Raw genomic sequence first — 20,261 nt, forward strand, 5'->3', positions numbered from 1 at the left:
ATGACCGTTTGAATGGCGGGGGCTAGGCAGCGTGGGCTAGTACTCGCCCTTGATCACGAAGAACGAGCCACGGATTTCGCCGGCCAGCTTGGACTTCTGCCGTGCGAACTTGAAGTTGGCAGCCAGTTCTTCCGGCACCTCCATGCCCTGGGAGAGCTTGAAGCCGACGGCCCGCTTGGAACCTTCTTCGAGGCCGTAGAGCACGTTGATGGACAGCCCGGATTCGTAGAACACATAGGTCCAGCGGGTGCCCTCCACCTCGAACGAGGTCACTTCCAACGGCCGCGACTGGATCACGAGGTCCCGCTCCTTGAGCACCCGGTTCACGTAGTCAACGATCTCCGGCGACTCCTCGGCAGGCACCACGGTAAAGACGTGGTCGTACTTGTTCTTGAAGTACCGTGCTTCGTTTGCCCTCAGTCCTGCCAAGGCGTCTACTACGGGAGATGATTCCAGCCCGACGGTGGAAACGTCCTGGAAGTCTACGGTGTACGGCATGTGTCCTCCTGGGTTGTGAATTTTCTGTGTTGGCTTCACCCTACGTCCGCTGCCCACGGGCCGGCTTCTTGAATCCTGCTCGGGTTTTGCGCCCGACGACGTGACAGGAGGGCGCTCCCGCCGACGGGTATCATCAGCAAGGAATCCTAGAGAAGCTTGGGGGACAGACGTAGATGGCGCATGGACAGGGACAGCTCGCATTCACGGACGAGGTCAGCCGGGACCTGACCTTGCGTGAATATGGCCTCGACCCGTCATTGGATTCACCCCTTCTTCCCAACGCGGCCGTACTCAGCGCGCTGCAGAACCTCGTCCGGCTCGCCACGGAACTGTGCGGCGCCCCATTCGGCGTGGTCAACATCATCAGCGCCGAGTACCAGCACCAGGTGGGTGCGTGGGGCGTGGACCCGGGCGTCTGCTCCCGCGAGGATTCCATGTGCGCCAAGGTCTTCCTCTCGCGCGAAAAAACGGTGGTTCCGGACGCCAGCCTGGACCCCCGCTTCGCGGACAGTCCCTTTGTCACAGGCGAGATCGGCAACGTCCGCTTCTACGCGTCCGTTCCTCTCCAAACCGACTCAGGCTTCGTCCCCGGCACGCTCTGTGTCTTCTCCGACAAGCCCCAGGAGCTTCGACCTGAACAAGTGGGCATGCTCGAGGTCCTGGCCCGCCAAGTGGTGGAACTGCTCGAACTCCAGCACCGGACCGCCCAACTGGACCGCACGTACGCCGAGTTGCGGGACAGCAACGCCAAGCTCGCCGGTTTCGCGGGCCGGGTCAGCCACGACCTCCGGATTCCGCTGACCACCATCCTGGGGTACGTGGAACTCGTGGAGGACGATCCCGATGTCCAGACCGGCACCAGCACGGCCAAGTACCTGGACAAGATCGGCGCAAGCGGCCGCCGGATGCTCGCGATGCTGGAGGACGTGCTGAGCTACTCCCGCGTCGGCGGGGGCATCCAGCCGTCATACTCCTCGCTCAGGGAGGTGGCCGGTGAGGTTTCGCGGGACCTCGGAATCGACGACGACGGCATTCTGGACGTCCAGGACCTGGCCGTTTACGCCGATCGCGGACAACTCCGGACCTTGCTCCAGAACCTGCTGACGAACGCCATGAACTACCGCAGCCCGGAGCGCGATCTCAGCATCAGCATCGGCGGGGTTGCCAATTACCACGGCGCCACGGTCTACGTGGCGGACAACGGCAAGGGCATTGCCCCCGAGGATCGCGCCAAAGTCCTGGAACCGTTGGTGCGGCTCCGGAGGCCGGGCGACGGTTCCGGCTCTGGACTCGGCTTGGCCACGTGCAGCAGCATCGCCAAAGCCCATGGCGGGGACCTCACGCTCTCGGAAACCCCCGGCGGCGGACTCACGGTGGCGGTCAGCTTCCCGGCTGGACTCTAGCGGGACACCGGCGGGTCAACCCACGACGGCGGGGTCAACTCCCCAGCTCGCGGCACCACGGCGACTCAACCCACGACGGCGACCTCCCGCCGTCGTGCCTTCACAAACTGGCGGTCCGGGCTGCTGCGGGCTTACCGCTGGTTGTCATTGCCCTTGTCCTTGGGCGCCTTTTTGTCGCCTTTGCTGTCGCTCTTGCCGTCACTCTTGACGCTTGCCAGGTCCCTGCCGCTGGCTCCGCCCGTCGGACCGGAAGTAGTGCGCGGAGCCGGGGCTTGCTCCTCCGGCAGGTTGGCGTGGACAAGCTGGACGGGTTCCTGCACGGGCTCGACGTTGGCTGCAGGCACCGCTTCTGCCGGGACGGTGTTGACCGGACCCACGGGAATGCTCGGCTGGCGCTCAGTGACCGAAATGCCCGGATCAGCTGTCCGTGAAGGCTCGGGCGTCCCGGTGACGGCACCTCCCTGAAGGACGAGTGCCAGGGCTACGGGGATCCCGGCGGCGGCTACGGCCACGCCCCCAAGGAGTTTGCGCCTGAACTTCCGGGGTGCCTTTGTCCCGGGAAGGGCACGAGGTGCATGGGTGGGCACCGGCGGAAGGAGGGCCGTCCGGCCGGCTGCAAACCTACGCCGGGGACTGGTCAGGACCGCCTCCACCTCGGCTGCTTTGGGACGCCGCCCGGGGTCCATGTCAGTCATGGCGCGCAGGAGCGTGCGGAGCTTCTCCGGAACACCCAGGGGAACTTCCGGCGCACGGTGGAGCCTTGCGGCGGCGCTTTCCACTGGTGTCCCGGGGTACTCCGCCTTGCCGGTGAGGCATTCCAGCAACACCAATCCGAGCGAGTAGATGTCACTCGCCGGAGTCAGATGGAGGCCTTGGGCCTGTTCGGGGCTGAGGTATTGGGCTGTTCCCACGGTGAATCCGGTTGCGGTCAGGCGGCTTTCCGACATGACCAGCGCTACGCCGAAGTCGGCCAGTTTCACGGACGGCGCGGCACCGGAGCCATCAGAAACCAGGATGTTCGCCGGCTTGATGTCGCGGTGGATCACGCCTTGCCGATGAACCTGCGCCAGGGCACCGGCCAGCCGCGAACCAATGGCCCATACATCGCTGACCTTCATGGCGCCTTCGGCCAAGGTGGCGCGTAGGTCCCGGCCTTCTGCGAGCTCCATGACCAGGTAGGCCCGCTCGTCGTTGTTGCGGGCATCTACTCCGGCGTCGAAGGCGCGGACCAGCCCCGGGTGGTCGAAGGCTGCGAGCAGCCTCATCTCCGTCTGCTGGCGCGTCCGGAAGGATTCGTCACCGGAACCGGGCAGGAACAGCTTGACTGCGACGTCCCGCCCGAGCCGCACGTCCTGGGCCCGGTACACGGTGGACATCGCACCACGGCCCAGGACCTGGCCCAACTGGTAACGCCCACCCAGTAATTCTTCACCGGAGCCGGATACCACGGCTTCGTCGTTAGTGCCCACCAATTGCCACGCCCTCCGGGCGCACCTGGGTGCCTTGGACCTGTCAACTGTCCACCGCTACCAGGCAACGCCGCCGATCAAACTTTCACGGTAGCCGTCCGGGCCAACCTTCAGTGGTCAACGCCGTGCGGCTCGAGCAAATCCTGCGTCAGAACAGCATCATCCGGTTTCTCCAGATTGGTAATCAGGATACTTACTAATGCCGGAGGAGGGCAACCTGCCGGACACGCTCCTGCACCTACAGGGCCACTCGCCAGCGATCAACCGCGGCGCGCAGGCTGCCATCGGATACCCCCAGGGACCATTCGGAAATATCCGTAACAAACCGCGTAAAGGCGTCGCTGTCGAGACCCGCATCAGAGTTCCGGCACCGCACGACGGCGGGCGGCCGCCGTCGTGCGTTTCGTCGCCTCAGTAGTTGGGAGACTCAGTCCTCAAAAAAAGTGGTGGCCACCGAACCGGTCCTGCCTTCGACGATGCCCGCGGCGACGTCGTGCACCTTTTGGTTGCGGTGCTGGGAGGCCTTGAGGAGCAAGACGAAGGCGTCGGTCTGGCTGCACGAATTCTGGGTCATGATGATCCCGCACGCAAGGTCGATCACCGTGCGCCGTTCCATGGCGGCCCTCAGGTCTGCGACCAGGAGGTCGGCGGTGGCAATGCGCAAGGTAAGTCGCAAAGCCTGGCCGGCCATGTCCCCGAAGATCCCGGCTTCCTCAATGACGTCGTCCGTCAATTGGCCGGTTTTGGAGGCAAAGAAGTTCAATGCCGCCGAGGCGTCCGGGCCGAGATTCAAGGGGACGCCCAGCACGCCCTTGGCGCCGGCATCGGTCAGGCTTTGGGCATACTCCGGCCAGCGACCGTCGCTTTTGACGTCCTCTATGAGGATCACCTGGTTTGAACTGAGGGCCTCTACGCATGGGCCGTCGCCCAAGGCCTGCTCAACGCCGTCAAGGATGATGGCATCGTCACTGCTTCCGGCGATGGTGATGGCCCGCTTCTTGCGGCGGAGCGTGACGGCGCATTCAATACGGTCCCCGCTTGCTCTGCTCAGCGCGGCGGCTGCGTAGCGGGTCATGCCGTCAAGGAAGCCCTTGATGTCATCGGCCCCCGCGATGAGCTGGTGGAGCCGCTGAAAATCTTCATTCTGTTCTTCAGTTTCCACATCTTCATGCTATTGAGGAATCGCGTGAAACGGCAGGGGTCTTCTCACACCGCAGCCCCAAACACGGACCCTGGCTCAGCGTGTGCTCCACTTCCCGGCACGGGTTCGCTGGGAAATTTGCTCCATGTGGCGCAGGAAACTGCGGCGGACGTGGAGGCAAGGCAAAATGGAAGGCATGACGCTCACAACTTTTGCCCTCGTCCGCCATGGCCAGACCGACTGGAACGCCGAGCGCAGGTTGCAGGGAGCCACAGACATTCCCCTCAACGGGATCGGCCGGCAGCAGGCCCGCGACGCCGTCGACGTCCTGTCCGGCTACGAGTGGGACACGATTGTTTCCTCGCCGCTGAGCCGGGCAGCCGAGACCGCCGACCTGATCGCGGAAGGACTCGGCTTGACGGTGGCACGCCGCGTTCCCGAGCTGATCGAGCGCAGTTTCGGGCCCGCCGAAGGCCTCCAGGCCGGACCTGAACTGGAGGCACTGCGCATCCCCGGAGGCTTCCGCGGTGGCGAGAGTGACCACGACGCCGCAACGCGCGGTACGGCGGCCCTCGAAGAGCTGGCCCGCGAGTTCACAGGCCAGCGCGTGCTGGTGGTCAGCCACGGGACGTTGATCCGGCTCACCCTCAACCGCGCCATCGGCCGCACCCTGGACAGCGTCCAGAACGCGGCGCTGAACCTGGCACACCACCACCCTGTGGAGGGTTGGGAGCTTGAGTTCTACAACGGCGAGCGCCTCACCGCAGAGGTTGCCGGCTAGGCGTCCTTCGGCCGGGATTCAGCCTGCCTGCAGGCGGCTGCGGAGCTTATCGGCATAGTCCTCGTAGGCTGCAGCGATCTCCTCAAGATCCACCGACAGCGGGAAGTCGATCACGGGCTGGTGCTCGGCCATGAAGTTGGCGGTTTCCTCCACCACGGCCTGCTGGTCGAAGCCGTCCAAGCCAAGTTCGGCGAGGAAGTCCGGGGTGACCCGCACCACGGATTCACCCGACTGCCCCTCGGCAGCCCAGCGCACTGCGTATTCGTCCTGGTTCACACGTTCAATGTCGAAAGACTTCTCCATAGGAGCAGCCTACGCGGTCAAAAGAGCACGACGGCGGGGCTGCCGCCGTCGTGCTTATCGCTTTCGTCAGTCACTGCCAGGCCCCAAGTGACGGCGCACCCCGACCGCAACACCCGGCATGACCGCTATCTCCGCGGCGGCTGCCGCCGCTGACCGGCTGGCACGACGTCAGACTTCGGGGCGCCGTTCCACGATGGTGTCCGGGGCGGTGCGCCGCTCCACCACGGTATGGCGGGTCCTGCTGGACATGACGATGGAGATGATGAGGCCCAGGACTCCAACGGCCATCAGGATGTAGCCGATCAGGACTTGGTCGATGAAGGGGATCAGCCCTGGCGTCAGGGCAAAGGCCAGGATCGCTCCGATGGCTATCAGGGCTATGGAAGAACCTATTCTCATGATGTGCTCCTCTGTGTGGCGTTCGGCCCAAGGGGGAACCACTGGCCGACCGGACATGATCAGCCTACTTATCACTTTGTGATGACGCCAGCCTTTGCGCTCCGGCGGGACCGCGCCGGTTCACGCCAATCGCACACCTACCCCAAGGAGCGCAGGGCGGGAACGGGTGCGCCGCCAGGCCGGGACGGGTGCGCTGAGCGGGAACGGGTGCGCCGGGCGGAAACTGATGCACGCGCCCTGCGCTCCGGCGGGACCTCACCGGTTTACGCCAATCGCACACCTACCCCAGGGTGCGCAGGGCGGGAGCGGGTGCACCGCCAGCCCAGGACGGGTGCGTGAGGCGGGAACGGGTGCATCCGTCAGCGACCGTATTTCGCGGCGAAGCGGGCGATCGCTTCCTCCGGTGTGGGTACGGGGCCGAAGACTTCAGCCTGGCGCGCGGTGTGGGCGACGTAGCGGCCGGTCTCGAACCATGCGGACATGCTCGCCATATCCCCCACCAGCGGCGCGAACCGGGACGTAACCTTGCCCGCGAACTGGAGTACCGGCGTCGGAATCGACGTCACTTTGATGTCCGCACTGTCGGCATCCGCAGAACCGGCACCCCCGGCATCCGGGGTCCGGGTCGCAGGCGCTGTCCGCTTGGTTTCGGAAAGGCCCGGCGTTTTTCCGATGTGCCTGGACAACATCTTCGCTGCCTCAAGCATGCTTACGGGCCTGGTCCACCCGATGTCGATGCGCTCCCCGTCGGCGGTATCGGCGTCGACTGCCGCGGCGAGGTACTGCGCGAGGTCGCTGGTCAGGACGAAGGTCAGCGGAACGTCCTTCCGGCCGAACCACATGATGCGCCCCTTCTGGAAGGGATCGCCACGCATTCCGACGATCTGGTCGAAGAAGGCCCCCGGCCGCAGCGCGACAAAGGGGACGCCCAGCTCCTGCAACTTGTCCTCGGCGAGTTTCTTGTGCCAGAAGTGCGGAACCTGCGGGGTTTGATCACTGGTGAGGATGCTGATCAGGACGAACCGGCGGACTCCGGCGTGGTTCGCTGCAACGGCCAGGTTGTTGTTGCCGAAAGTGTCGATCGCCTCGGCGTTCTTGTCATTCCGGGTGTAGCCGGCAGCCGTCGAGATCACGGCATCCACGCCGGTCATCGCCTGGATGAGCGAACCGACGTCGAGCATGTCGCCGCGGGCGATCTCGACTCCCTTGGCCTGAAGCTTGGACGGATCCGACGCGTCGCGCACCAGCGCGCGGACCGGCTTGCCGTGTGTGAGCAACTGATCCACCACCTGGCCACCCAGGTATCCCGTGGCACCAACAACGAGGACGGGTTTTTCTCCAGCCATGGCTCCTCCTGGAATCGATGCTTCCAGAACACGGGAGTGGTGTACAGGTACGGCAGCGCCTTGTACGCAAAGCACAGAAACTACGGGTAGCGTCGGGCTTAGTCCAGCCTGTCCGAACGCAAAGGAGCTGAAATGGCGAGAATCGAGGACTACGCACTCATAGGCGACCTCCACACCGCTGCCCTGGTGGGCCGCAACGGATCCATCGACTGGATGTGCCTCCCCCGGTTCGATTCGCCCGCGTGCTTTGCCGGGCTGCTCGCCGATCCGGAAGCGGGCCGGTGGCTCGTAGCCCCGGCCAACCCCGACCCAGCCAACGGCGGCACCTGCACCCGAAGGCAGTACCGGGAGGACACTCTGGTACTGGAGACGGAATGGGACGTGGAGGGCGGCAGTGTCCGCGTCATCGACTTCATGCCCGTGCGCGACGACGCCGTGGACCTGGTCCGGATCGTCGAGGGGATCAGCGGCGAAGTGGACATGAAAATGGAGCTGGTGCTTCGGTTCGACTACGGCCGGGTGGTGCCCTGGGTGCGCAAACACGGGCAGGGGATCAGCGCCGTGGCGGGGCCGGACTCCGCCTACATCACCACGCACGCGCCCTTGGAAGGACGCGACAACCGCACCATCAGCGAATTCACCGTCAAGGCCGGTCAGCGGGTCCCGTTCGTGCTGCGTTGGGCGCCCAGCCACGAGCCTGAACCGCGGCGCATCGACCCCGCGCGGGCGCTCGCCAACACCACCACCTTCTGGCGCGAGTGGATCGACCGCAGCGAAATCACCGGAATATACAAGGAGCCGGTGGAGCGGTCACTGATCACGCTCAAGGCCCTGACCTACGCCCCCACCGGAGGGATCGTCGCGGCAGCAACAACCTCCTTGCCGGAGCAACTCGGCGGCTCCAGGAACTGGGACTACCGCTACTGCTGGCTGCGGGATGCCACCTTGACACTGCAGTCGTTGCTCGCCGCCGGATACACCGAAGAGGCCTCGGCGTGGCGGGACTGGCTGCTGCGAGCGATCGCCGGAGATCCTGCCGACCTGCAGATTGTGTACGGGCTCGACGGCGCCCGGCGGCTTCCCGAAATGGACCTGCCTTGGTTGGGTGGTTACGAAGGCTCAGCGCCGGTACGCATTGGCAACGCCGCCGCGCCGCAGTTGCAGTTGGACGTTTGGGGCGAAGTCCTGGACGGCCTCTCCCTGACACGGGCGGCATCACCGGCAGGGACAGTGGACAGTTCGTGGGACATCCAGGTAGCCCTCATGGAATACCTCGAAGGTGCGTGGGACCAGCCCGATAACGGGCTCTGGGAAATGCGCGGACCGCGGAGGCATTTCACGCATTCCAAGGTCATGGCCTGGGTGGCCGCGGACCGGATGGTCAAAGCCGTACGGAAGTCCGGGCTGCCGGGTCCTGGAGACCGCTGGGCCGATCTGAGATCCACCATCCACACGGAGGTCATGACCAAGGGTTTCAACGAGGACCTCAACACGTTCGTCCAGTCCTACGGAAGCAAGGAATTGGATGCGAGCCTGCTCCTCATCCCCCGCGTCGGTTTCTTGCCGCACCACCACTCCAGGGTGGTTGGCACAGTGGAAGCCGTCCAGGAACGGCTCACGGAAGACGGGCTGGTCCTACGCTACCGGACCGAGTCCGGGCACGACGGCCTGCCCGGCGACGAGGGGGTGTTCCTGGCGTGCTCGTTCTGGATGGTTGACGCGTTGCTGGGCATCGGCAAACGGAGCGAGGCGACGTCACTGTTCGAACGGCTCTTGTCTTTGCGGAACGACGTTGGACTGCTCAGCGAGGAATGGGACCCGCGTACGCAACGGCAGCTCGGCAATACGCCCCAGGCCTTCAGCCATTTCCCACTGATCCACTGTGCGTTGCAGCTCCACCACGGGCAGGCCCCCGGGAGTGACACGCCTATCGGGGGCCACGGTGGCGACGCGGAGATGTCCAGGAACGCAGCGCCGACGCCGGGCAAGCAAACGGCGCAGGGCTGAGCAGGCGGCCGGGTCGGGTATCGCATACGGGACGCGTGAAGTGAGCGCGTGCGTCGTTCGCCTGCCCGCGGCGCCGAGTGGCACCGTGGCGCGGCTGCCCCCGGGGCCGGGTCCCGCCGCCGCGCGTCTACGCTCCGGGCCGAGTGGCACCATGGTGCGGCTGCCCGCCTGGCCGGGTCCCGCCGTCGCGCGTCTACGCTCGGGGCCGAGTGGCACCGTGGTGCGGCTGCCCGCGGGGCCGGGTCCCGCCGTCGTACGTTTGCCGCGGTCAGCTTTCTGTCTTCTGGTCGTCGGGATCCGGAGCCTCGGCTCTTTGCTTGGCCTCCTCCAGGTGCTGGTCCAGTTTCCGCTCGGCCTCGCGCCGGCGCTGGCCGACGGTGCGCATTTGCTGGGTGGTGGGCGAACCGGCGTCGCTATCCTGCCATTGCCGGTCGTCCCCCGAGGCTGAGGGCTTCTCGATGTGGTCTTGGCCCATAGGAAAATCGTCCCATTCATGGCGGCGACGCAACACCCCCGGCTCTTGGGCGCCGCAGGATCGGCGGGTAGCGTGAGCCCTGAATGAGCGATTCCACCAGCCACCTTGCCTGCAGCTTCACGGCGAAACCCCAGGAGCAGTCGAATGAGCAGAGCCCACCGGACGCACAGCGATGAGTCAAACGCCGCCGTCGAGTTGAATCCCCTGTTCAGCAGGCCGGGCGAGTCCACCCTCTTCCCCCGTTTCGCCATGCCGGACGGCGAATCCCTTCCCGGAACGGCCTATCAGGTGGTCCACGACGAGGCGATGCTGGACGGGAATTCCCGGCTGAACCTTGCCACGTTCGTGGGCACGTGGATGGAACCCGAGGCGTCCAGGCTCTACGCGGAGACCGTGGACAAGAACATGATCGACAAGGACGAGTACCCGCAAACAGCCCAAATCGAGACGCGGTGCTGGCGGATGCTCGCTGGGCTGTGGAACGCGCCCGATCCGGCGAAGGCCATGGGGACGTCCACCATCGGATCGTCTGAGGCGTGCATGCTGGGTGGCCTCGCCATGAAGCGGCGATGGCAACACCAGCGCAAGGCCGCCGGCCTGGCCGTGGACAAGCCGAACCTGGTGCTGAGCTCGGCCGTCCAAGTGTGCTGGGAAAAGTTCTGCAACTACTGGGATGTGGAACCGCGGTTTGTGCCCGTCTCCAAGGACCATCCGATGCTGGACGGCCATGACCTGGACGAGTACGTGGACGAGAACACCATTGGTGTCGTCGCCATTATGGGTGTCACATATACCGGCGTGTACGAACCCGTGCATGCCATTTCGGCCGCCTTGGACCAGATCCAGGAACGGCGGGGGCTGGACGTGCCCATCCATGTGGACGGCGCATCGGGGGCCATGGTGGCGCCGTTCCTGCAACCCGAGACGGTCTGGGATTTCCGTCTGCCGAGGGTGGCATCCATTAACACGTCCGGGCACAAGTACGGGCTGGTTTATCCCGGACTGGGGTGGGTTGTGTGGCGTGACGCCGAGGCGCTGCCCGCGGACCTGGTCTTCCACGTCAGTTACCTTGGCGGCGACATGCCCACCTTCGCCCTGAACTTCTCCCGCCCAGGCGCCCAGGTGTTGCTGCAGTACTACCTCTTCCTCCGCCTGGGTTTCGCGGGGTACAAGTCGGTCCAGTCCACATCGCGGGATGTTGCTATGTACCTTTCCAGCGAAATCGGGGCCATGGACGCTTTCACGCTGTGGAGCGACGGGTCCGACATCCCTGTTTTCGCCTGGCAACTCGCTGACGGCCACACCAAAAACTGGAACCTGCACCACCTGTCCGAGCGCCTCCGGATGAACGGCTGGCTGGTTCCGGCCTATCCGCTGCCCGACGGCCTCAGTGACGTGACCGTCCAAAGGATCGTTGTCCGTAACGGCTTCACCCGCGACCTCGCCTCCAGCTTCCTCGCCGACCTCACCAAGGAAGTGGAGTACCTTGACCGGCTCACCGCGCCGATGCCGTCGGACGGGGCTGCCCAGGCGTTCCATCACTGATCTCTAATTCACCACGGATGTCTTCAGAGAGAGGGGTACAGGATGTGCCGGCTCTTTGGCCTGCATGCAGGTTCGCGTCCCGTGCGCGCCACCTTTTGGCTCCTGGATGCGCCGGACAGCCTGTCCGTCCAGAGCAGACGCGAACCCGACGGAGCAGGAATTGGGACCTTTGCGCCTGATGGTTCGCCAAAAGTCACCAAGCGACCCCTCGCGGCGTGGGAGGACCACGCGTTTGCCCGGGATGCACGGGTCCTCCGGAGCACCACCTTCCTGGCCCACGTCCGCTACGCCAGCACCGGCGCGCTCACGGTGGCCAACACGCACCCGTTCGAACAGGATGGGCGGCTGTTTGCCCACAACGGCGCGTTCTCCGGCTTGGCGGCGCTCGACGGTCGGCTGCGCTCGCTGGAGGTCATGGACCTGGTGCAAGGCCAGACGGACAGTGAGCGGTTCTTCGCACTCATCACCGCGGAGGTACGGTGCAACGGTGGCGACGTTACGGCAGGGATAACCCGGGCCGTCAGCTGGATCGCGGCAGAGCTGCCGGTGTTCAGCCTCAACTTCATCCTGACCACGGCGACGGACGTCTGGGCTTTGCGATACCCGGCGACGCACGGGCTTTACATGCTTCGGAGGGATCCCGTCGCGCCCGCTCCGGCCGCTCCCTTGGACGCCCGAAGCAAACGGATCCACTCAAGGAGCACGGAACTCGCCGGCTCACCGCACGTCCTCTTCGCTACAGAACCCATGGATCACAACCCTGGCTGGCGGCCCCTGGAATCCGGCGAACTGGTGCATGTTGGCCCCGCTCTCACGGTTGCATCCACGTTCCCCTTCCCGGATGCTCCGGCACATCAACTCACGCTCGCAGACCTCGACCCTGCAGCCGCGGAGTCGCAGCGTCCCTGAGGGTTTTCCACATAGGCGTTGTGGGTTGTTCTGTGGGTGTGGGGGTGGTGTCAGGGTTGGTTTATGGGAATCGGTGGTGGGTTTGAGGCGGTAGAGGTGGCGGAGCCGGGTTCCGGTGCCGTCTCGGATGTCGCCGGGCTGCTGCTTGATGCCAAGGGTGTGACGGAAAAGATTCCGGGTAACCCGGAGCAGCACCGGCCGGGAATACCGGCACCCTCCGCACGGGCCTGCCCTGAGCCTGTCCAGGACGCCGCGGGTGGTCTGGATGACACTTTGAGTGATGCTTTGGATGATGGGGCCGCGGCCCTCGAGACCCTGCGGGATACGGCCCTGCCGGCAGCGCGGATGTTCGATGTCGGCGAAGCGGCGGATTTCGCCGGCCGCGTCGAGGACCTCGCCCGCACCCTTGAGTACCTGCAAATCGTCGCCGCTCAAGCCGTGGAACGAACCCGCGAAGAAGCCAAACACGCCCGCACCGCATCCGCGTCCACGGACGGCAGCCCCGGATGGCGGACCGGCTGGACCGAGAACGACGCACCCACCGGTCCAGGCCCCCACACCCCCGACACCACCACCAACAGCAACAGCAGCGGCACGGGTGCTGGTGCTGCTGTTGGTGGCGCCAGCAGCACGGGTGCTGTAGCCGGTGCAGTTGCTGGCGCTGGTGTAGCTGGTGCAGTTGCTGGCGCTGGTGCTGTTGGCAGTACCGGCGTGACCGGGGTTCCGGCCCGCGGCTCCATCCTTGACGACGGCTACCGCAACGCCGCGGAGTTCCTACGCGCAAGGTTGCGGATCGAGATCCGCGAAGCCCGACGCCGCCTGTCCCAAGCCGCGGCCCTCCTGCCCACCACCACCCTCACCGGCGAACCCCTCCCACCCCGACACACCGAACTCGCCCAAGCCCTGGCCACGGCACTCATCCCCTCCCGCACCGCGACCATCATCACCGGCGCCCTGGACCAGGCAGCACTCATCGCCCACCCCGAGACCCTGACCGCCATGGAACACGCCCTGACCCGCACCGGAATCGAAACCGACCCCGACTTCGTCAGCAAAACCGCCCGCCGCTGGATCAACCGGATCGACCAAGACGGCCCCGAACCCAGCGAAGAAGAACTCCGAACCCTCCAAGGCGCCTTCATCCGCAAACCCCGACGCGGACTCCACCACATCGAAATCTTCGCCACCACCGAACAATACGAAACCCTCACCACCCTCATGAACACCGCCACCAACCCCCGCCTCACCCCCAACACCACCACCACGAATGACAGCACCCAAGCAACCCCAGCCCCACCCCAAGAAACCACCACCACAACACCCGCAACCACCCACCACGCCGGACAACCCGGACAGGCCGGACAGGCCGGACAGGCCGGACAGGCCGGACAGGCCGGGCAGGGCGGACAGGGCGGACAACCCGGACAGGGCGGACAACCCGGACAGGGCGGGCAGGGCGGGCAGGTCCTGGAACTGGACCGCCGCTCACGAGCCCAAAAACTCCTCGACGGCCTCGTCGGCGGCTGCGCACTGGCCCTGAAAACAGGCCGCCTCCCAGCCAACGGCGGCCTCAAACCCCAACTCACCGCCTACATCAACGCCCACGAACTCCTCCCCCAACTCCAAACCAAACCCACCAACCCCGCACCCGACACCACCAGCACCACCCGTACCAACCCAGGCACCACCGGCCCGGGCAGCGCCCCCAGCAACCACACCGCACCCGACACCACCAGCACCACCCGTACCAACCCAGGCACCACCGGCAAGGCACTCAGCAGCGCATCAGCCACCTTCGCCGGCCCGATCCACCCCAGCACCCTCCGCAAAATCGCCTGCGACGCCGACATCCTCCCCGTCCTGCTCGGCAGCGACGGACAAATCCTGGACATCGGCCGCACCACCCGGATCTTCCCACCCGAAATCCGCAAAGCCCTCAACGCCCGCGACCAAGGCTGCGCCTTCCCCGACTGCACCATGCCCGCACCCTGGTGCGAAGCCCACCACATCACCTACTGGTCACACGGCGGACCCACCAGCGTCGACAACGGCGTCCTGCTCTGCTCACACCACCACCACCTCATCCACAAAGAACAATGGAAAATCACCACCACCAACGGCATCCCCTGGTTCACCCCACCACCACACCTCGACCCCACCCAAAAACCCCGACGAAACCACCACCACACGTCTCACCGCACCTAAGGAAAAGGACGCGGGGGTTTTATCCATGACGCTGGGCCGGCTGTCGGTTCCAACCCTGTCCGCGCACACGCGCCACTGCCGAGACAACAAACGCGAGACCAACAACGCGAGGCCAACAAAACCAAGAAGCGCCCGCCGGCGAGTAACCGCCGTCGGACGCTTCCTGAATCGACCACATGCGGCGTAGACAACCGCCGAGAAGACAACCCCTACTCGCACCAAAAGAATGGAGCAGTCATCAATACGAGCTCAATCCCTACCGCGAATTTGGCCATCCCGTGTATGACTCCGCCAGGTACGCCTTCGCGTGCTCGGACGACACCACGGAGTGGAGCTCACCAAGCTGTCGGGCGCGGTCGAAGTCGTCGGCGCCAGGCACCGTGTGCAGCATGGAAGTCATCCAGTAGGAGAAGTGCTGGGCCTTCCAGACCCTTTCCAGCGCTCGGTCGCTATAGGCGTCCAACAACAGGGTGGAACCGGTGGAGTAGAAGGAATCGAGCCCCTCAAAGAGCACCTTGACGTCGTGAATGGCGAGGTTGAGCCCCTTCGCGCCGGTGGGCGGGACGGTGTGGGCGGCGTCTCCGGCCAGGAAAAGGTTGCCGTGGCGCATGGGTGTGTGCACAAAGCTCCGGAACGGCAGCACCATCTTCTCCAGGACCGGCCCCTCCTTGAGTTCGAAACCATTACCGTTGACGCGCTTGCGGAACTCGGACCAGATACGTTCGTCGTCCCACTCGTTCACGTTTTCCTTGGGATCGCACTGGAAGTACATCCGCTGGACGGTTTCGGTGCGTTGCGAGATGAGGGCGAAGCCGTGCTCGGAGTTGGCGTAGATGAGCTCGTCGGCGCTGTGGGGTGCTTCGGCGAGGATCCCGAACCAGGCAAAAGGGTACTCGTGGAAGAACCACTTGCGGTTGGCCTCGGGAATCTGGAACCGGCAGTGGCTGCGTGATCCGTCGGCACCGACCAGGAAGTCGGCAGTGATCTCGAATTCCTGGCCGTCAGCGTCGGTGAACCAGACCTTGGGCTTGCCTTCGAGGTCGTGAACTGTGGTGTCGGTGACGCTGTAGCGGATGTCGCCGGCGTCGGCTTCGCGTCGTGCGGCAAGATCCATAAAGACGTCGGTCTGGGGGTAAAGCCACACGGACTCACCAACGAGTTCCTTGAAGTTGATGCGATGGCTTTCCCCATTGAAGCGCAGTTCGATGCCGTCGTGGCGATCGCCTTCACGCAGCACACGGTCGGACACACCTGAGTCCACCAGCAGGTTTACTGTTCCATGCTCCAGGATTCCGGCGCGGACCGTTTCCTGGATGGTCTGGCGGCTGCGGATCTCCACCACCACGGATTCGATGCCCTGCTTCGCGAGCAGGTGGGACAACATGAGCCCGGCAGGACCGGCGCCCATGATGGCTACCTGGGTGGTGATGGGTGTGCGTGCCATGGTTTTCCTCGCTTCGTTGCGGTCCCGCGGGGTCGGGATGAGCCTCGACCCAGTGTGGCCGGCAGCAAGTGACTGATGTTACATGGATTCCATTGAACGGAAGGAGAATCACTCTGACAGCTGGCGACTGATCCCCCGCGCGGCAGTCTGGAGCGCAGGAACCAACGCCTGAAGCCGCATCTCGGCAAGCGGAACCACCACTCCGAGCGCGGCAACGGTGCGCCGCTTCGCGCTGGTTACCGGAACGGCGATACCCCAGGTATCCGGATCCACCACGCCGGCAAGTTGCGCGTAGCCTTGCTGCGCGGACTCAGCAAGAAGGTGGCGTACGACGTCGGTACTCACCTTCCCGGCCGGGTCACGGAACTGCTTGAGGTACTCCGCCTGCAGCTCGCGCGGTTGATGCGACATGAGGGCGATCCCGGCCGAAGAAATGTGGACCGGCATCCGCCCGGCAATTTGGGCGCGGTTGGCCACCGATCCACGGCGCGAGAGCCGCTCCACGAACAGGGCTTCCCAGCCGTCGAGCACCGCCAGGTTGACGTTCTGGTTGAGGACTTGCTGAATGTCCTCCATAAAGGGCATGGCTGCCTGCCGGAGGGCCAACGTGGGCGAGTTCCGGTTCACAAGCTCCCATAACCGGAGGCCAAGCCGGACGGTGCCTGCGGCCCCGAGGTCCAGCAGGCCATGCTCCGCGAGCTGTCGAACCAACCGATGGGCCGAGGAAAGCGGCAAACCCGCGCGCTCGGACAGCTCCGTCAATTGGAGGGAGGTCACGCCGGCAGGGAAGGCTTCAATCAGCCTGACAACGCGGTCCACCACCGAATCGCCGGACGCCGAATTGGCCATCACGAACTCCTTTGCTGCGCCGGCACGCAGCCATCGCTTCCATTCAATGGTAGAACGTGTGCCCGGTTACAAAGCGCGGTGATACAAATCTCATATCCGACCGATCGTTCTGGTGGTCGGGCTCCATCGAAGAAGTACCGAGGACGCTATGCCAACGATGTCATCTTCCCAACGCTCCCAATGGCCCGTCTGGCTTTGCTGGCTGGCCATGGTCCTGGACGGTTTCGACCTCGTGGTCCTTGGAACCGTCATCCCTACCCTCATCAAAACCGGTGAACTCGGTTTCGACGCCGTAGGAGCCACCTTCGCCGCAACGATCTCCCTGGTCGGCGTTGGGCTCGGCGCACTGTTCATCGCACCGCTTTCGGACAAGCTCGGCCGCCGCAAGCTGCTCATCGCCTGCGTGGCAGGGTTTTCGATCTTCACGATCGCCGTAGCCTTCGCACCCAACGTGGCCGTCTTCTCGGCATTCCGACTGGTGGCAGGACTGGGGCTCGGCGCGTGCTTGCCCGCTGCGTTGGCCTACATGAACGACTATGCACCGGCGGGCTCGGCGGGTAAGTCCACCACCCGGACCATGACCGGTTACCACGTGGGCGCCGTCGCCACGTCGTCGTTGGCCCTCCTGATCATCCCCAACTGGCGGTTGATGTTCATGATTGGAGGCTTGGCCGGGCTGGTGCTCTTGCCGTTCCTGTGGGCCAAACTCCCGGAGTCCCTGCCCGAGGCAGCCTCAGCAAGAGAAGCAGCCCACGAGAAGGCCGGCGCAACATCGGAGCCGGCGCCCGCCGTCGTACATTCAGCCGGAGCGGGCACCCCAGAGGCCGCCCCGAAAGCCGGTTTCCGGGACCTGCTCCGGAAGCCGTACCCGCTGGTGGCCGTGGGAATCGGCGTCGCGTCGTTCATGGGACTGCTGCTGGTGTACGGGCTGAACACATGGCTTCCGCAGATCATGGCGGCGGCCGGCTACACAGTGAGCACCGGGTTGACGCTGCTGCTGGTCCTTAACGTTGGTGCCGTGGCAGGGCTGGTGCTTGCTGGCATCCTGGCCGATCGGCACGGCACCAAGAAGATCGTGCTGCTGTGGTTCGGGTTGTCCGCCGTCTTCCTTGCCCTGCTCAGCGTGAAGATCCAGAGTGAATTCCTGCTCAACGCAGCAGTCTTCGTGACCGGCATCTTCGTCTTCAGCTCGCAGGTCCTGGTCTATGCCTGGGTCAGCCAACTCTTCCCGGCCAACCTCCGCGGAACCGCCTTGGGATTTGCCGCCGGCGTGGGCCGTCTGGGTGCAATCCTTGGGCCCGCAGTGACGGGAACCCTGGTTGCGGCGAACATCGTGTACCCGGCAGGCTTCTACGTTTTCGCCGCTGCCGGCGTGCTGGCCGTCGCAGCGTTGACGGTGGTGCCGCACAAGATCCGGGCCGGGAAAACAACCGTGCCGGCGGGAGAACGGTAACCGCCGGCACGGAGATTTACAGGCCCCGCGAACCGATTCCCAGAGAGGTTCACGGGGCCTGTGGCTTCAGGAGTCGCAATCCAGGGCTTGCCGCCCCAGGGTTTCCCATGCCCGTCCCAGCAACTGTGGCCGGGCGGCGACGCAGCGCTCGGTGTACTGCTGGAGCGCCGGGAGGGCCTGGACGGCGAAGTCGATGTGGTCTTCGCGGATCATGTACTCCATGGCCCGGCACTGGTTTTCCGTTTCGCGGGCTCCCACCATCGCCGAGGAAATCTTGAGGCTGAGGACGGCTTCCATGCTGGCATCAACGTCGTTATCGCACAGCCCGCGGGAAATGCGGAGGATCCGGCTGGGGAGCATCGTCAGGTAGGTGGACAGCAGGCGCAACACGGGCTTGGAATCGCCCAGTTCGTTGGCGAGGTTCTGCAGGGTTCGGACTTCCAGGGAAGGAATCTCGAAAGCGGGAACTTCCTGGGCCTGGAGGTCTGCGGTCAAGTTTCCGGGGACAGGAACGCTACGGTCCTGGTACTCACTCACCGCTGGCCGCCTGCGCTGCTGCCGATTCCCCGGACGAGGCCTTGGCGGAGTCCTTGGTCCAGATGGAGGCGAGCATTCCGATGACCAGGACAGCCGGGGCACCGTACATGAGGATGTTCAGGACGATCGGTTCGCGCAGGGCACGGATGGCGTTGCCGACGTAGGGGATCGTGGCGACTTGCTTGTCCACGGTTTGACCCTGCAGGGTGGCGATCCAGGGGTCGATCCCGTTGTTCGCGTCGCCCTTGGTCTGCACTGCTACGCCGCCATCGGCGGTGGTGGTGATCTCGGTGATGCGGTGCGTTTCCACTCGCTGGTCCTCAACCGGGATGTGGTAGGTGATGATGTCGCCCACCTTGATGTCCTTGACCGGCGTCGGGACGGTCACGACGACGTCGCCCGGGTTGATCAGCGGGGCCATGGATCCGGTGAGCATGGTGGAGGTCTGGTAGCCCAGGATGCGCGGCCCGATCGCGAGGAAAACGAACACCAGCGCAGCGAGCACCAGCATGCCGGCACCGACGACTTTGAACGTCTTGCCCGCGATGCGTCGGAACGCACCGGGAGCTGCTTCGGTGGAAACCACGACGGCGGCCGGCGGGTTTGCTGCTGTGGGCCTCAGTACCGCCGCGGACTGCTTCACGGCGGTGGTCGTGGGGGCGCCGGACTCGGCGGGCTGCATCGGCTTGGCGGGCTGCACCGGCTTGGCGGCGGAACGCCGGCCATGGAGGGCGGGGGTGTTGATGCTGGTCAGTGCGCTCATGATCCTGGCGTTCCTTCCGTGGTGTTGTTCATCGTCTGGTTAAGAGTCTGTACCGCCTGACTCAGGCTTCCTGCTGGAAATCCTCAAGTCTGGCTCAGGATTATCCGGCGGGCCTGATCAGGAAGGGGGGATGCCTGACCAGGCCCGGCGGGGTCTTGGATCCCCGGCGTATCGACGGCCGGGGAATGCCGGCGCCCGACGGACACTGCGCTGGGCGACGGCGAGTTGGGCCGCGCCACGCTTGTCGGACATTGCGCTGGGCGACGGCGAGTTGGGCCGCGCCGCGCTTGTCGGACATTGCGCTGGGCGACGGCGAGTTGGGCCGCGCCGCGCTTGTCGGACTTTGCGCTGGGCGACGGCGAGTTGGGCCGCGCCGCGCTTGTCGGACTTTGCGCTGGGCGGCGGCGAGTTGGGCCGCGCCGCGCTTGTCGGACATTGCGCTGGGCGACGGCGGGATTGGGCGGCGGGTTGATGGTGTCGCCAGGACTGATCGGGCTGGGGTTGGTGAATCCGATCAGGCCCGGCGAGGCCCGGTGTGCCGGGTCATCCCGGCGGTTCGTGGAACCGGAGGCCCGGCCGGAAGGGCAAACAGGCCGGACCTCCGGGGCGTGAAGCCCGGAATCGCCCTGGTTATTTGACGGTTTCGGTGCGTTGGGTGCCGGTGAAGGAGAAGGCGATGGTGGAGGTGGCGCCTTGGAAGGTGTTGTCCGCGGTGGTGGGGAACGCGGTGGTGA

The 20,261-nt window shown here is 65.2% G+C and carries 18 protein-coding genes; 7 read left to right on the forward strand and 11 right to left on the reverse strand.

From position 1 onward, the window contains the following. Window positions 1-36 precede the first annotated feature (36 nt). Window positions 37-498 carry a phage tail protein gene (locus ACIQTZ_RS18450; RefSeq protein WP_400333155.1) on the reverse strand — a complete coding sequence of 154 codons (462 nt, stop codon included), beginning with the start codon at window positions 496-498 and terminating at the stop codon, window positions 37-39. Window positions 499-671: 173 nt separating this feature from the next. Between ACIQTZ_RS18450 and ACIQTZ_RS18455 the strand changes: the two genes are divergently transcribed. Then, a complete protein-coding gene (locus ACIQTZ_RS18455) occupies window positions 672-1,901 on the forward strand; it encodes an ATP-binding protein (RefSeq protein ID WP_402982741.1) in 1,230 nt (409 codons plus the stop codon). Window positions 1,902-2,032: 131 nt separating this feature from the next. Here ACIQTZ_RS18455 and ACIQTZ_RS18460 read toward each other — a convergent pair whose 3' ends face one another. Together ACIQTZ_RS18460 and ACIQTZ_RS18465 are read right to left on the reverse strand one after the other, a co-directional pair. After that, complete coding sequence (locus tag ACIQTZ_RS18460) at window positions 2,033-3,370, reverse strand: protein kinase (RefSeq protein WP_402982743.1); 1,338 nt, start codon at window positions 3,368-3,370, stop codon at window positions 2,033-2,035. 427 nt (window positions 3,371-3,797) lie between these two features. Continuing rightward, window positions 3,798-4,532: a GAF and ANTAR domain-containing protein gene (locus ACIQTZ_RS18465; RefSeq protein WP_402948166.1), complete on the reverse strand. Its 735-nt coding sequence runs from the start codon at window positions 4,530-4,532 to the stop codon at window positions 3,798-3,800. A gap of 166 nt (window positions 4,533-4,698) precedes the next feature. Between ACIQTZ_RS18465 and ACIQTZ_RS18470 the strand changes: the two genes are divergently transcribed. Further along, window positions 4,699-5,292, forward strand: coding sequence for a histidine phosphatase family protein (locus tag ACIQTZ_RS18470; protein WP_400333143.1), 594 nt, complete (start codon window positions 4,699-4,701; stop codon window positions 5,290-5,292). Between the two features lie 18 nt (window positions 5,293-5,310). On the opposite strand, the gene ACIQTZ_RS18475 is transcribed toward ACIQTZ_RS18470, so the two are convergent. The 3 genes from ACIQTZ_RS18475 to ACIQTZ_RS18485 form a co-directional block, all read right to left on the reverse strand. Beyond that, entirely contained in the window at window positions 5,311-5,595 is a 285-nt protein-coding gene (locus ACIQTZ_RS18475) for a hypothetical protein (RefSeq protein WP_402948169.1), read from the reverse strand. Window positions 5,596-5,763: 168 nt separating this feature from the next. Next, window positions 5,764-5,994 carry a DUF6458 family protein gene (locus ACIQTZ_RS18480; RefSeq protein WP_400333138.1) on the reverse strand — a complete coding sequence of 77 codons (231 nt, stop codon included), beginning with the start codon at window positions 5,992-5,994 and terminating at the stop codon, window positions 5,764-5,766. A gap of 359 nt (window positions 5,995-6,353) precedes the next feature. Continuing rightward, window positions 6,354-7,340 carry an SDR family oxidoreductase gene (locus tag ACIQTZ_RS18485; RefSeq protein WP_402982745.1) on the reverse strand — a complete coding sequence of 329 codons (987 nt, stop codon included), beginning with the start codon at window positions 7,338-7,340 and terminating at the stop codon, window positions 6,354-6,356. A gap of 132 nt (window positions 7,341-7,472) precedes the next feature. Between ACIQTZ_RS18485 and ACIQTZ_RS18490 the strand changes: the two genes are divergently transcribed. Continuing rightward, on the forward strand, window positions 7,473-9,347 hold the full coding sequence (locus ACIQTZ_RS18490; protein ID WP_402982747.1) for a glycoside hydrolase family 15 protein: 1,875 nt from the start codon (window positions 7,473-7,475) through the stop codon (window positions 9,345-9,347). Window positions 9,348-9,615: 268 nt separating this feature from the next. Here the strand turns inward: ACIQTZ_RS18490 and ACIQTZ_RS18495 are convergent, their stop codons facing one another. After that, a complete protein-coding gene (locus tag ACIQTZ_RS18495; protein WP_400333130.1) occupies window positions 9,616-9,822 on the reverse strand; it encodes a hypothetical protein in 207 nt (68 codons plus the stop codon). A gap of 144 nt (window positions 9,823-9,966) precedes the next feature. Here ACIQTZ_RS18495 and ACIQTZ_RS18500 point away from each other — a divergent pair, with 144 nt between their 5' ends. The 3 genes from ACIQTZ_RS18500 to ACIQTZ_RS18510 all read left to right on the forward strand — a co-directional run bounded on the left by ACIQTZ_RS18500 (window position 9,967) and on the right by ACIQTZ_RS18510 (window position 14,481). Further along, window positions 9,967-11,367 (forward strand): glutamate decarboxylase, encoded by a 1,401-nt coding sequence (locus tag ACIQTZ_RS18500; RefSeq protein ID WP_402982749.1) that lies wholly within the window; start codon window positions 9,967-9,969, stop codon window positions 11,365-11,367. 42 nt (window positions 11,368-11,409) lie between these two features. Then, a complete protein-coding gene (locus ACIQTZ_RS18505; RefSeq protein WP_402982750.1) occupies window positions 11,410-12,276 on the forward strand; it encodes a class II glutamine amidotransferase in 867 nt (288 codons plus the stop codon). Between the two features lie 63 nt (window positions 12,277-12,339). Further along, window positions 12,340-14,481 (forward strand): DUF222 domain-containing protein, encoded by a 2,142-nt coding sequence (locus tag ACIQTZ_RS18510; protein WP_402982752.1) that lies wholly within the window; start codon window positions 12,340-12,342, stop codon window positions 14,479-14,481. A 256-nt stretch (window positions 14,482-14,737) separates the two neighbouring features. Here the strand turns inward: ACIQTZ_RS18510 and ACIQTZ_RS18515 are convergent, their stop codons facing one another. Continuing rightward, on the reverse strand, window positions 14,738-15,925 hold the full coding sequence (locus tag ACIQTZ_RS18515; RefSeq protein ID WP_402951551.1) for a 4-hydroxybenzoate 3-monooxygenase: 1,188 nt from the start codon (window positions 15,923-15,925) through the stop codon (window positions 14,738-14,740). Window positions 15,926-16,033: 108 nt separating this feature from the next. Next, entirely contained in the window at window positions 16,034-16,774 is a 741-nt protein-coding gene (locus ACIQTZ_RS18520; protein ID WP_402982754.1) for an IclR family transcriptional regulator, read from the reverse strand. 148 nt (window positions 16,775-16,922) lie between these two features. On the opposite strand from ACIQTZ_RS18520, the gene ACIQTZ_RS18525 reads away from it, so the two are divergent. Next, window positions 16,923-18,227, forward strand: a complete 1,305-nt coding sequence (locus ACIQTZ_RS18525; protein ID WP_402982756.1) for an MFS transporter — start codon at window positions 16,923-16,925, stop codon at window positions 18,225-18,227. 66 nt (window positions 18,228-18,293) lie between these two features. Here ACIQTZ_RS18525 and ACIQTZ_RS18530 read toward each other — a convergent pair whose 3' ends face one another. Next, window positions 18,294-18,764, reverse strand: a complete 471-nt coding sequence (locus ACIQTZ_RS18530) for an Hpt domain-containing protein (RefSeq protein WP_402982757.1) — start codon at window positions 18,762-18,764, stop codon at window positions 18,294-18,296. After that, window positions 18,757-19,527, reverse strand: a complete 771-nt coding sequence (locus ACIQTZ_RS18535; protein ID WP_402982759.1) for a signal peptidase I — start codon at window positions 19,525-19,527, stop codon at window positions 18,757-18,759. Before ACIQTZ_RS18535 ends, ACIQTZ_RS18530 begins: the two co-directional genes overlap by 8 nt. Window positions 19,528-20,261 lie beyond the last annotated feature (734 nt).

Origin of the sequence: Paenarthrobacter sp. NPDC090520, from assembly GCF_044769205.1 — a bacterium.
In the GTDB taxonomy this organism is placed as follows: Bacteria; Actinomycetota; Actinomycetes; order Actinomycetales; family Micrococcaceae; genus Arthrobacter.

Bases quoted from the DNA above. Each gene is read 5' to 3' on its own strand.
- ACIQTZ_RS18450 (WP_400333155.1), bottom strand. From the start codon at position 498: ATGCCGTACACCGTAGACTTCCAGGACGTTTCCACCGTCGGGCTGGAA.
- ACIQTZ_RS18535 (WP_402982759.1), bottom strand. From the start codon at position 19,527: ATGAGCGCACTGACCAGCATCAACACCCCCGCCCTCCATGGCCGGCGT.
- ACIQTZ_RS18510 (WP_402982752.1), top strand. From the start codon at position 12,340: ATGGGAATCGGTGGTGGGTTTGAGGCGGTAGAGGTGGCGGAGCCGGGT.
- ACIQTZ_RS18515 (WP_402951551.1), bottom strand. From the start codon at position 15,925: ATGGCACGCACACCCATCACCACCCAGGTAGCCATCATGGGCGCCGGT.
- ACIQTZ_RS18490 (WP_402982747.1), top strand. From the start codon at position 7,473: ATGGCGAGAATCGAGGACTACGCACTCATAGGCGACCTCCACACCGCT.
- ACIQTZ_RS18495 (WP_400333130.1), bottom strand. From the start codon at position 9,822: ATGGGCCAAGACCACATCGAGAAGCCCTCAGCCTCGGGGGACGACCGG.
- ACIQTZ_RS18480 (WP_400333138.1), bottom strand. From the start codon at position 5,994: ATGAGAATAGGTTCTTCCATAGCCCTGATAGCCATCGGAGCGATCCTG.
- ACIQTZ_RS18485 (WP_402982745.1), bottom strand. From the start codon at position 7,340: ATGGCTGGAGAAAAACCCGTCCTCGTTGTTGGTGCCACGGGATACCTG.
- ACIQTZ_RS18455 (WP_402982741.1), top strand. From the start codon at position 672: ATGGCGCATGGACAGGGACAGCTCGCATTCACGGACGAGGTCAGCCGG.
- ACIQTZ_RS18520 (WP_402982754.1), bottom strand. From the start codon at position 16,774: ATGGCCAATTCGGCGTCCGGCGATTCGGTGGTGGACCGCGTTGTCAGG.
- ACIQTZ_RS18525 (WP_402982756.1), top strand. From the start codon at position 16,923: ATGCCAACGATGTCATCTTCCCAACGCTCCCAATGGCCCGTCTGGCTT.
- ACIQTZ_RS18500 (WP_402982749.1), top strand. From the start codon at position 9,967: ATGAGCAGAGCCCACCGGACGCACAGCGATGAGTCAAACGCCGCCGTC.
- ACIQTZ_RS18470 (WP_400333143.1), top strand. From the start codon at position 4,699: ATGGAAGGCATGACGCTCACAACTTTTGCCCTCGTCCGCCATGGCCAG.
- ACIQTZ_RS18505 (WP_402982750.1), top strand. From the start codon at position 11,410: ATGTGCCGGCTCTTTGGCCTGCATGCAGGTTCGCGTCCCGTGCGCGCC.
- ACIQTZ_RS18475 (WP_402948169.1), bottom strand. From the start codon at position 5,595: ATGGAGAAGTCTTTCGACATTGAACGTGTGAACCAGGACGAATACGCA.